Below are 12,113 nucleotides of genomic sequence, written 5' to 3'. Positions count from 1 at the left end.
GGTGCTCCTCGAATCGATTGCAATAAGGCCTTTTTCCTGCTAGCAGGAAACGTCCTTCTTTCAATCCATTCTCATCGTTACTCGCGCAAAAATACCGTGCGTTCAGCTTCGAATGATCATCCACAGACGTTACCGATACAGTTAGCTCGATCCAGGCTGCCTTTCGGCACACAGAAGGTTTCACTTAATGCTGCTTCATTCCTGACCTGACATGGTTCATGAATTCCTGTTGCGAAAGACCCAAATGTCATCACCACTTATATCGGGCGGCTCCATAAAATCTCGCCCTCTGCCGAACATCACCCCTGCTATAGCGGATTGCAGGTACAAGGTGCCGCTAACTCCCCGGCTGCACGGTTCCTTTATTATAAATGTTATATACCAACTCTGTCAAGTAAAGTTAATCACTTATCTTACTCCTGTAAGCTGCGATACGGCGTTTGAGCTGTTGTGGCTCAATTGGTGCAAATAATATGTCTTTAACACAATCATAGCCTGCTGCAAGACGTATCTGCTCCATACTTCCCTCTTTACATATAATGGCAATTGGCATATTCTTTATTATTAAATTGTCTGTATTAGTTATATCCTCAAGTACCCTATATCCATTATCTTCCATCTCGGATATATCTACATAAATGCACGGAATATTCTTTACCCCACTAATTAATTCTTCAAAATCATTAACATTATCTATCTTTCTTATATCATAAGATGATTCGTGCACGAACTCAATTATACTTATCACATTTCTTGAGCGTGTAATAACAGGTATTGTCTTTGATGCCTTCCTGCCGTCAAGCTTGACACCATATTCGCGGTAACACGACTTTCCTGCATGCTTTGACTCATAAAGTGCTTCATCTGCCTTAGCAAATAACTCTGTATAATCTTTCTCTGTTCCATCAGTAAATACAACACCTATACTAATTGTTACATCCTCTGGAATAGACATATTCTCTTTGGCTGATATTATATCAACAATCTTTTGTGCCTTTTCATACACATATTTCCTGCTTTCAATGTCACGAACAAATAATACAAACTCATCGCCGCCTATTCTTCCTGCAATGTCTGTTTTTTCAAATTGTGATGCCATAATGCTTGCAACAATAGATATTGTATGGTCACCTACTGTATGTCCATACACATCATTAATTGCCTTGAAATTATCAATATCCACTGCCATCAAAGCGTGCAGTCCATTCGGATATTCTTTTAATGCATCCGTTATAAGCTTTATTGTTGCTGACTTATTAAGAAGTCCTGTCATCTCATCAATCTTTGATTTAAACTTGAAATCGTCATACTCTTTAATAAGACTTGCTATTCTGTGCTTTGACTTAAGAAGGTTCTGAATTCTAAAAAATGCTGTCTTAGGGTCAATCGGCTTAATAAGAAAGTCATTAGCTCCAAGCTCGTACACACTTGCCTGAACATCACTGCTGTTAGTCGCTGTAAGGACTATTACAGGTATATCAGCAAAATGCTGTATCTCCTGTCGCCGCCTTAAAACATCGAAGCCGTCTATTCCCGGCATTTCAAGATCAAGAATGAGTAAATCAATAGACACCTTGTCCTTTTTAATTATACCAAGACACTCTTCACCAGATTCAGCTTCAAAAATATTAAAATGTTCCCTTAACAATTCCCTTATTATAGTACGCTGGAAACGTGAATCATCAACTATAAGTATTGTTGCCCCCTTAGTTGCATTAAAAGTATCCATCACTTGCTCCTTTAAATATATACTACAATGTGTGATACTTTATTATAACATTCTTTTTTGATTTTACCACTCTAATTTGCAACCTGTTGTTTTTTAATTAATAGTATTGCCACCACTGCTGATACAGCCGCTATAATTAATGTCACCAGCCATAATAATATATCTGTTCCAATTGGCAGGGTTAATATTCTCTCATATATCCCCTGATATATATTCTCTGCCTTAGCCATCGAGAAGCAGATTATCATATATGCGAATGCCATTATTCTTCTGCCCTTTATTCCATATTTTATAATCAGTGAACTAATAAGCATATTAAATGAACTTAACATTATCAATGAAACAACAAAATATTTGAAGTGAAAAAGCGGTGTTATGCTAAGCTCCAGACTATATTCTGAATAAAATGCCGCAAACTTCCAGTTCTCATACAGATATGTAATACCTAATCCTGCCCACGCCATAATAATAACCACAATATCAAACACCCATTGTCTTATAATATACATCTTCCTCGTGCATCCATATGATACATCCATATTGAATCTTGTGTAGTTATAAGTTGTCGCTGCAAATATAACTGTGGCAATAATTCCAATTATTACCATAAAGCTTCCCATTGGAAATACTGTATAATCTTTCTCTACAAGTCCTATGTTCTCCATTAACATAATTACATCGTGGATAATATTCCCTGCAACCGAACATATTATGAGTATGATAAATGTCTGCATTATACCTGTCTTGTTTATTTTAAAAATCTTCGCTATCTCTTCCATATTCTTCTCCATTCCAGCCCTAGCTTCTCACTACAAGCTTTCTTATCGCAAGGTAATATATATACATTGATATTAACACAGCTATAAATGCGGCTATTATTCCTGTAGTACAGGTGCCTGCATTAAGATTTATAAATCCACCCATAATGCTATATCCTGCAGCTAATGTTGATTTGATGAAAACCGTCATAATTCCCATTGCAAATCCCATTATTAAAACCATCGACATATAACCTATTCTTCCCACTTTTAATGTTATGCTTGAACTTATATTAGCCACAGCTATACATATAAGCATAACAAGTACCGCCTGCAATATCCATATTCCAAGACTGATATCAACTCCCATTAAACCAGCTGTTAATGCTCCTGCTACTGACACAATAATTAAGAAAATGCCCATTAGAAACTCAATAATATAGGTCACCACCACAGCCTGCTTTCTTGTGCAGCTGAAAGAAACTGCAAGTGAAATATTCTGACAGGTATAACAAATCATAAATAATACTATGACATATCCACCAATATATATAATACACTGGGAAAACAACATTCCAACTGCCAAAGCGGAATGTGCTCCCTTATCATTAACTACAAACATACTATATATTGTCAATGCAAATGCACCTATTATTATATACATAGTGTTCCTCAATGCCTGATACAATGATTCTTTGATTATTCTTGCCAATCCATAATTCATAGGTCACCCCTCCTTACATATTCGACTGTCCACATATCGCAATAAATAAATTCTGAAGTGAAACCGGCTGTACCGTAACATGTTGAACTGCTTTGATTTTCCCATCGCCATCCTGCATTACTGTAACAGCGTAGCTTCTTCCTATATGTTCTTCATTGATAATTTTACAGCCATCAACAGCATTTTTTACATCTTCTTCAAGACCTGATACATAACGGCATTTATCAAGTAATTCAACTGTATTTTCCTTTAAATATACACATTTATCTTTAAGTATTATGACTTCTTCGAATACATTTGCCGCTTCTTCAATGATGTGTGTTGATATTATAAATGTTCTGCCATTCTCCTGCTGCTCATCTATAATAAGCTTGTAGAATTCTTCCCTGACGATAACATCAAGCCCTGCTGCCGGCTCATCAAGAATTGTTATCTCCGCCTTGCTTGCAAGTCCTATTATCACTGTGAGCATTGACAACATTCCTTTTGAAAGATTACATACCTTCTTCTTTTTATCAATACCAAACCTTTTCACAAGTTCCTCTGCCATATCCTTGTCCCAGTTCTTATAATATATTGAAGCAAGACGAAGATATTCTTTAACCTTCTGGTTGTTCATTCCAAGCAGGCTCTTGGTATTAATCTCTCTTGAAAAGCATATATGGCTTAACGCCTCTGCATTTTCCCACACAGGCTGTCCATTGTATGTAACTTCTCCGCTGTCAGCTGGATTCTGTCCTGTCATAATTGACATAAGTGTTGTCTTTCCAACACCATTTCTTCCTATAAGACCATATATCTTTCCCTGTTCAATATTAAGGCTCACATTATCAAGCACCTTATTATCCTTATAGCTTTTACTTATATTCTTACACTCCAGACCACTCATATTAACTCTCGCTTTCTTCAATCATATTGATTAATTCTTTAGTTGTTATTCCGATACTCTTGGCTTCTTCTATCAATGACTTGACATAGTTCTCATAAAATGCACCTTTTCTTTTATTAAGTATCATATCTTTAGCACCCTTACTTACAAACATTCCAATACCTCTTTTCTTATAAAGTATTCCCTCATCAACAAGTATGTTGACACCTTTGGCCGCCGTTGCAGGGTTAATCGTATACAGCTTCGCCAGCTCATTCGTGCTTGGAACTTTTTCTTCTTCAAGCAGAATTCCACGGCAGATATCTGTTTCTATCATCTCACTTATCTGTATATATATGGATTTTTCCTGCGTCAAATGTTCCTGCATGCAATCTCTCCATTCTGTTATTTTGTTAATCACCATAATTCGTTATTTGGTTCATTACTTATGTAACTAACCATACAACTAAGAGGCAGGTTTGTCAATATATTTTTAAAAATTTTATTTTTATGATATAATATGACTACTTCGTAGTCACTTAGAAGTTTCTTCGAAACTTCATATGCGTGGTAAAGCAACGCAAGGCATATGATATAATATGACTACTTCGTAGTCACTTAGAAGTTTCTTCGAAACTTCAGATTCGTGGAAAAGCAACGCAGGGCATATGATATAATATGACTACTTCGTAGTCACTTAGAAGTTTCTTCGAAACTTCGGATATGTGGAAAAGCAACGCAGGGCATATGATATAATGAGCGCAAGAGAGCCAGAAAGCTGCTAGCAGATATCTGGCGAACGGCGAATGACGATTACGATAGCTGCGATAGCAGCGGAGAGTAGCGAAGCTACGAATCGTGATATAATGAGCACAAAAGTGCTCATCTTAAAAGTTTAGATCGGATTTTGGTGGATTTTATGGTTAATGACGAATTTGACAATATGGATATTCATTTTATGAAACTGGCGATTGGACAGGCGAAGAAAGCGGCTAAGATTAATGAAGTGCCTATCGGGTGTGTTATCGTGTATGATGGTAAGATTATTGGCAGAGGATATAACAGACGTAATACCGACAAGACTACACTTGGACACGCTGAGATAACCGCAATTAAAAAAGCAAGCCGTTATATGCAGGACTGGAGACTTGAAGGCTGTACACTGTATGTAACATTAGAGCCCTGCCAGATGTGTGCCGGCGCTATTATTCAAGCAAGAATTCCACGTGTAGTTATCGGTTCAATGAATTCTAAGGCTGGCTGTGCCGGTTCTGTTCTTAACATTTTGCAAATGCCACAATTTAATCATCAGGCTGAGGTTGTAAGGGGCGTATGCGAAGAACAGTGTTCAACTATGCTAAGCTCCTTCTTTAAGGAACTGCGCGAGAAGAAAAAAATACTCAAAGAAAAGGCACTTGCTGAAAGCTCTGACGCAGATAACAATCAGGGATTTATTAACCGTTAATTCAAGGAATACCTTAACATAATTATTTAAAGTGCATTTAACGCCTGGAGGACTACCTATGAACGTAAGATACAGTCTTGGAGATTACACGCTTAAAGTATTAGGCTGTGATAAAAGCCTTGATGTTCTGGATTTCTATTACAGAAACCGCAACGATTTTGATATATATGAAAGTGATAAGCCAGAAGCTTTCTATACAGAAGAATTCATCAAGAATATGCTCAATGCTGAGAACAAAGCTCTTATGTCTTTACATTTTGTAAGATTTTTTCTTGTATCTAATGACAATCCCGACTACATTATCGGAACTATTTCTTTATCCCACATCAACAGAGGCTCATCACCATCTGCTAATATGGGATATAAAATAGACCGTCTTAACCGCGGCAAAGGGCTTGCTTCCCTTATGATTGCCCATATGCTTGATGTGGTAATTCCCGATTTAGGTATCCACCGCACAGAATGTTACATTCATCCTGACAATAAGATTTCACTCCACCTTATGGACAAAATGTCATTTATTGATGAAGGCATTGCACATTCTTATGTAAAGCTTAACGGCAAATGGCAGGATCACAGACGTTTTGTCTATATCTCCTGATACCAGTATCCAAAATATGGATTAGAATAATCGCTTCTATGGCTTTTCTTAAAATTGTTAAAGCCAAACATTGAAGCCATATACCTCTCCCTGTTGCAGTACATTCCCGGCACGCCAATAAAATAATGTGTGTTATTCTCATTTTCACACACCCTGCCAAACAAAAGATGCCGGAAATTATAATATCCGTGTATTAAAAAACTGTTATTTATTATGTCATTCTCTATGGACAACAGCTCTTTAAGCACCTCTGTTGACACCTCTACGCAGTCGTACAGATAGTCATCATCAAATGCGTCAATATAATCAGGCTTTGCATACAATAATTTATCGACTTTTTTGTCAAAGCTGGTCTTTGCTTTTTTTCTTTTTGACTTATCATTATCACTTTCCATTATCTTATTACCCTGACCGGTGCAGTTATCCAAAGTCTCCGCCTGCATAATTGCAACATCCTTATCCTCCTGTATCATACATCCATTGGTGTATGCTGTATTACTGTCTGACTGTGCTGCACTGACTGTTCCATTCATATTCTGCAAAGCATTAGCATTTTCTGGTGCATTATTATCCACTGCTACGTTATGGCTGGCATTGTCTGGTTTATTGGTACTATCTTTGAAATTATCAACAACAGAAGCTCTTTTTCTTTCATTAATCAACATTTCTTTGTCAACGAAGTGGATTTTTTGTGTATTAATGCTCTCATCTTTCCACATTGAGAACATCATATAGAATGCATCCGCCTGATTGGCTATTCCAATGCCGCATATGTCAGAAAATGCGTACCCTGTACTATCAATGTTGGACGAATTAAATATGCCCTTGTACACAGCCATACCATTCTGCACCATACAGTCGCCAGCCTTTAAAAGCTGGTATTCACCACTGTTATAACCTGCGAATAACAGATACACCCCGAATAGTTCCGGAGTATCAGTATATACACCCCTTAGATTAATATTTAACCGGATTTCTCCCCTGACAACTTCAACCTTTGCAAAGCCTACATTCTTATCCTTAACTCCACCCGGATATGAATAGATATATGACACAAAACGTTGATAATCAGCCATTTTAAAACCTCCCTTAGGACATAAGATTAACTAATCAATCTTATGTCCTAAGGGAGGTAAATATTCATTGCCTTAATTATGTGCTGTCTGTTATCTGTTATTAATTATCGCATTAGTAAGAGCTGCGAACTGCTCTAATGTGAGTGCTTCTCCTCTTATTGTAGCAGAAAATCCACACTGTTCTAATGCTTTAAGCAGTTCCTCTTTGGATACATTGACTTCACCGCTATTACCCACGCTGTTCATCATAGTCTTTCTTCTTTGGTTAAATGAAGCTCTTATTATCTTGAACATAAGATGTTCATCAAGCACTTCAACTGGAGGCTTCTGGTATCTTTCAAGCTTTATTACCGCTGAGTCTACATTTGGACGTGGCATAAAACAGCTTGCTGGAACATTAAGCACAATCTTAGGTCTGGCATAATACTGCACTGCTAATGAAAGTGCACCGTAATCTTTAGTTCCCGGACCTACCTGCATACGGTCTGCCACTTCCTTCTGAACCATAATAGTTATGCTGTCCAAAGGCACACCACTCTCAAAAAGTCCCATAATAATAGGAGTTGTTATGTAGTAAGGAAGGTTAGCAACAACCTTTATTGGCTTACCACCATTTTTCTTGTCTGCAAGTTCCTTAATATTAAGCTTTAATATATCCTCATTGATAACTGTTACGTTATCATACCACGACAGTGTATCCTCTGTAAGAATTGGTATAAGCTTCTTATCAATCTCGACAGCTACAACCTCTCTTGCATTCTCGCAGAGTATCTGTGTCATAGTTCCAATACCCGGTCCTACCTCAAGCACGAAATCATCCTTCGTAACTCCGGCTTCCCTCACAATCTTTTCAACTACATTTTCATCTATAAGAAAGTTCTGACCGAACTTCTTCTGAAAATTAAAACCGTATCTGTTAAGCACCGCGATTGTATTAGTCGGATTGCCAAGGTGCATAACGTGTGCGTATTTATTATCCACTGTATAATCTCCATTCTTATAATTACTGATTGACGAATATGTTATGCCTCTTTAAAGAATAACCTTCTCGCATTGTTATTAGTAATGTCCACTATCTCATCATAAGACATTTTCTTGATTTCTGCCAGCTTTTCTATGACATATCTTATATTACTGCTGTCATTTCTTTTGCCCCTGTTAGGAACTGGTGCAAGATATGGGCAGTCTGTTTCTAATAATATGCGCTCCATTGGTATAACCTCCGCCGCCTCAACAAGCTTTCTTGCATTCTTAAAGGTAAGCACGCCGCCTATTCCAAAGTAGAAGTTCATATCGTAAAATGTCTTGACCGACTCCTTAGTATATGAATAACAGTGTATTATTCCACCTATCCTGTCCGCATTTCCATTTTTTAAAATGTTAATTGTGTCCGCACAGGCTTCTCTGGAATGTATAATCACTGGCTTATTAACTTCAACAGCCATCTGTAACTGCCTTTCAAACCATTTAAGCTGTACTGCCCTCTCTGGCTCATCATAATAATAATCAAGTCCAATCTCACCTATTGCAACAACCTTCGGATTGCTTAGTGCTTCTTCCTTAAGCCAGCTTATAATATCCTCATTAAGTTTGTCATAATCATCTGGGTGAACGCCTATAGCCGCATATATATTCTTATACTGCTTCGCAAGATTTAAAGTCTTCCTGCACCCTTCTATGCTTGCACCGACATTTACAATAGTATCAATGTCTGTAGATAAAAGCTTATTAAGCAGTTCGTCCCTGTCCACATCAAATGCTTCATCATCATAATGTGCGTGTGTATCAAATATTCTCATTCTTATTCTTCCCTGACTTTCCTGTCTTTCCAAGCGCAATCACCCATACAACTGACAGGATAATTCCTGCTATGCTGACAATTGCTCCCTGCCATACATAAGGCACTTTAATATTAATAACTGTTGTACCTTTCTGTATATACATAAGATTATTCTTTTTTTCAATATTCTGTGCTGTGCTGAATATGTCGTGATAAGCAAGTGCAGTGTTAACATTATCCTCATTAGATGTTATTGTAATCGTGCTGCCTGTATAATCAATTGTAAGAGGAAATATCTTTCTTTGTGGCAATGTTTCCTGTGTAAGACCTGACATATTCTCAAGCAGTCTTCCAACTGTCTTATCACCTGTCATACTGTAGAAATTCATAATGCCAAGACCACACATTATTATATTATCATTCTTAACTGTTCCATAGAAATCAAGACTCAGTCCATTATCGTCAACACTTCCGTAAGAAGTATCAAGTCCATCAAGATATACAGTATTCCACTCAGTGTGTCCCTGTGGGAACATATCTGTATATACACGCCCAATTCTTGTATTCATCTCTGGATAACCATTCTCGAACTTAACCGCATTACAGGTAACTCCAAGAAATGTCTGTGTATGGGTTCTCTTATCCTGCGGAATGGAGTCTGCTGAGATTATAATCTTAACCCCTGCCTCACTAAGTCTTATAATAAGCTCCTCTGCCGCCTCTTTATCATTATAAGTAAAGCCGTCAAGGAATATCTCTTTATACTGCGATAACTGCTCAAATGTATAATCATCAAGATTATAAGAGTCCGTTTCTTCTACCGCTGGAAATCTTAAAGAAATTCCTGAAGCACCACTTCCTATTCCTATAGCTTCATAAGTGCTTATAGTTCCCCAGTTACCATTAACATCAAGATGATAAAGCCTGTAATCACCATTGTAGTCAACAAGCTTATAACCCACAGCATTTGCCGCCTCATCAAGCTTATCAAGAGTTCCTGTATATTTATTAAGTTGTGAAAGCCTTACAACAACTGTGTCGTTACCAAGCTCCTCGCATCTGTCAAACATATAGTAAAATCTGCTTTCAGCCATAGCCTTATTAAGATTGGCTATGTTAGTTGATGTGTTAGCCGCTTCCCAGCCCGCACCAAATGCAGCCGGCACTCCGTTATTCCAGTCTGCTGTAAGCCACGCACCCATAGCTCCAAGACTGCTCGCATCCATAAGTGCAAGCCTCTGTCCTGTTATGCTCTGTGCCTTTGATATAAGTGTATAGTTCTGTGTATGATTAATCCTGTCCTCTGCCTCACTTGTATCTGTCATATTTAATGATAAAATGTCATCAATAAGCGATGTATCAGAAGAATTATCCTCTGATGTACTATTATACCGGCTGAACATTCCACTTAAAGATATTTTATTATCTTCTGTAAACAGACTTCCGCCTGTTATCAATGTAAGTGATGGCACTATATCTGCTATAAGAAGAACACACATCAATAGCACCAACGGCTTCTTTAATGTATCCCACTTAAGAAAGCTGTACAATATAAAGCATAATGCTATGGAAATAAATCTTAACATCCAAAGATACTGGCTTCCCGGAAGAAGGCTTAACACCGGATACATAGCTGTAGTAGTGCATACAAGAATGACTACCGCTGTCACAAATCCCGCTCTTGACTTCTTATATCCAAGGAATATTCCGCATACCGCTATTATGCACGCTGCAAGCCCATAGTAGAAATGGGAGTTATTGCTCTTAATTCTATCAAGCGGATTAAGAGTAACAACAAGCTTCTGAAAGAAGTTAGCCATATTTTCTGAGTTATCAAGTGATGTTATTCCTCCATTAAGCGAAGCAACAAGCCATATTCCAAGAACCATAAATCCAAGCAGTATGCTGACAATCACTTCCAATACCGCTCTCTTATTGCCTTGCTGGAACATATACACTATGCAGTATATAAGCACTGCCAGTGCAATCATACCAGCATAGCCAAGATGACACATTGCCATAAGTGCGAATGTAACTATAATTATAGGAATATATATTCTCTTTCTCTCTGACAGATATTCACATACCGCATATATGAATACAGGCAGAAATATCATACACAATGATCTTGCAAGATTACCTTCAACAAACAATGCAAGCAGATTATTAGGCATAAAGAACCATATAAGTCCAACAAATGCACCAAGATATGGCCTATTCATTTTCCTGCCTATTATAAGCCATAATATGCTGTTAAAAAAGCAGACTGAGCCCACGAATATAAGGTATCCTGCAAGCTGTCCTCCACCTGCAATCATCTGGCATAATGCCATATAATATGCTGTAAGTGGTGCCCAGTAACGCATAATCTCCACGCCGTTATACCACATAGAATTATATATAGGATACCAGCTGCCTTCCTTTATAGAATTGTATACATAATCTCCACGGAATATATGATACATAGTATCTGAACCTGTAGGGTATGCCCCATTATTCTTAACTAAGAATACAACAAGCACTGACACTGCCAGATATATTATTGGCATAAGAATTAACAGATACCACGTCTTCCTGTTCACATCATTTCTATTCATAACAGCCATCATCCTTCTGTTAAATCATCTAATACTGCATCCATAACCTCAGATAATATTATATTCTCTGTATCTGCGTTAATCTGTGCATTTCCCTCCTGCTCTGCCATATTAACAATATAACTTCTTGTAGGAGTTTCGCTCGCCTCTAATCTTGTCATCATTCCACCGATATCATGAATTATCCTGTAGAATTCACTTGAAAAATAATCAGTTACATTCTCAAGTGTCGGCATTATGCTGTCAAAAGGCTCTTCATCATTAAGCACCTTATTCTGGTACTTTTCAAGGAAATTGGCAATTCCCTTCTCGAATATATTAAACTCAACAAATGAGCTTCTTCCAAACTTAATATCCAGAGCGAACTCCCATGTGTGTGGATGTATTTCACCCTTCTTGCCATCAATAATTATGTAATGCCTCATATTAAGGTAAAATTTAATTCTATATTCCCTGTACAACTTAACTGCCATATTAATCTCCATTCCTGTCTGATATTTTAAGCATATACACTG

The 12,113-nt window shown here is 37.5% G+C and carries 12 protein-coding genes and 1 other RNA gene; 2 read left to right on the top strand and 11 right to left on the bottom strand.

Going from position 1 to position 12,113, the window contains the following annotated elements; genetic code table 11:
* Window positions 1-94 precede the first annotated feature (94 nt).
* The 6 genes from ffs to WMO14_RS12390 form a co-directional block, all read right to left on the bottom strand.
* Window positions 95-357, bottom strand: an RNA gene (ffs, locus tag WMO14_RS12415) — signal recognition particle sRNA large type.
* A 43-nt stretch (window positions 358-400) separates the two neighbouring features.
* Window positions 401-1,729, bottom strand: a complete 1,329-nt coding sequence (locus WMO14_RS12410) for a GGDEF domain-containing response regulator (RefSeq protein ID WP_349153918.1) — start codon at window positions 1,727-1,729, stop codon at window positions 401-403.
* Window positions 1,730-1,800: 71 nt separating this feature from the next.
* Entirely contained in the window at window positions 1,801-2,508 is a 708-nt protein-coding gene (locus WMO14_RS12405) for a hypothetical protein (protein ID WP_090140329.1), read from the bottom strand.
* Window positions 2,509-2,527: 19 nt separating this feature from the next.
* Entirely contained in the window at window positions 2,528-3,211 is a 684-nt protein-coding gene (locus tag WMO14_RS12400) for a hypothetical protein (protein WP_090140327.1), read from the bottom strand.
* Window positions 3,212-3,224: 13 nt separating this feature from the next.
* On the bottom strand, window positions 3,225-4,100 hold the full coding sequence (locus tag WMO14_RS12395; RefSeq protein ID WP_022503088.1) for an ABC transporter ATP-binding protein: 876 nt from the start codon (window positions 4,098-4,100) through the stop codon (window positions 3,225-3,227).
* A gap of 1 nt (window position 4,101) precedes the next feature.
* On the bottom strand, window positions 4,102-4,467 hold the full coding sequence (locus tag WMO14_RS12390) for a GntR family transcriptional regulator (RefSeq protein ID WP_022503089.1): 366 nt from the start codon (window positions 4,465-4,467) through the stop codon (window positions 4,102-4,104).
* Window positions 4,468-4,998: 531 nt separating this feature from the next.
* Here WMO14_RS12390 and tadA point away from each other — a divergent pair.
* Entirely contained in the window at window positions 4,999-5,544 is a 546-nt protein-coding gene (tadA, locus tag WMO14_RS12385) for a tRNA adenosine(34) deaminase TadA (protein ID WP_022501294.1), read from the top strand.
* Between the two features lie 58 nt (window positions 5,545-5,602).
* Window positions 5,603-6,145, top strand: coding sequence for a GNAT family N-acetyltransferase (locus WMO14_RS12380; protein WP_022501295.1), 543 nt, complete (start codon window positions 5,603-5,605; stop codon window positions 6,143-6,145).
* Here the strand turns inward: WMO14_RS12380 and WMO14_RS12375 are convergent.
* The 5 genes from WMO14_RS12375 to WMO14_RS12355 all read right to left on the bottom strand — a co-directional run bounded on the left by WMO14_RS12375 (window position 6,133) and on the right by WMO14_RS12355 (window position 12,071).
* A complete protein-coding gene (locus WMO14_RS12375; RefSeq protein WP_349153917.1) occupies window positions 6,133-7,221 on the bottom strand; it encodes a DUF6128 domain-containing protein in 1,089 nt (362 codons plus the stop codon). The two genes, WMO14_RS12380 and WMO14_RS12375, sit on opposite strands and share 13 nt — an antisense overlap.
* A gap of 90 nt (window positions 7,222-7,311) precedes the next feature.
* Window positions 7,312-8,178, bottom strand: a complete 867-nt coding sequence (gene rsmA / locus WMO14_RS12370) for a 16S rRNA (adenine(1518)-N(6)/adenine(1519)-N(6))-dimethyltransferase RsmA (RefSeq protein WP_055177607.1) — start codon at window positions 8,176-8,178, stop codon at window positions 7,312-7,314.
* 65 nt (window positions 8,179-8,243) lie between these two features.
* Complete coding sequence (locus tag WMO14_RS12365; RefSeq protein ID WP_055177414.1) at window positions 8,244-9,020, bottom strand: TatD family hydrolase; 777 nt, start codon at window positions 9,018-9,020, stop codon at window positions 8,244-8,246.
* Window positions 9,007-11,598 (bottom strand): 6-pyruvoyl-tetrahydropterin synthase-related protein, encoded by a 2,592-nt coding sequence (locus tag WMO14_RS12360; RefSeq protein WP_318295698.1) that lies wholly within the window; start codon window positions 11,596-11,598, stop codon window positions 9,007-9,009. The genes WMO14_RS12365 and WMO14_RS12360 overlap by 14 nt, the downstream gene beginning before the upstream one ends.
* A gap of 8 nt (window positions 11,599-11,606) precedes the next feature.
* Window positions 11,607-12,071 (bottom strand): 6-carboxytetrahydropterin synthase, encoded by a 465-nt coding sequence (locus tag WMO14_RS12355; protein WP_022501300.1) that lies wholly within the window; start codon window positions 12,069-12,071, stop codon window positions 11,607-11,609.
* Window positions 12,072-12,113 lie beyond the last annotated feature (42 nt).

It is taken from the genome of Lachnospira rogosae (ex Hitch et al. 2025) (assembly GCF_040096455.1).
Classification (GTDB): domain Bacteria; phylum Bacillota; class Clostridia; order Lachnospirales; family Lachnospiraceae; genus Lachnospira; species Lachnospira rogosae.
This window is presented reverse-complemented; position numbering and strand designations above follow the sequence as displayed.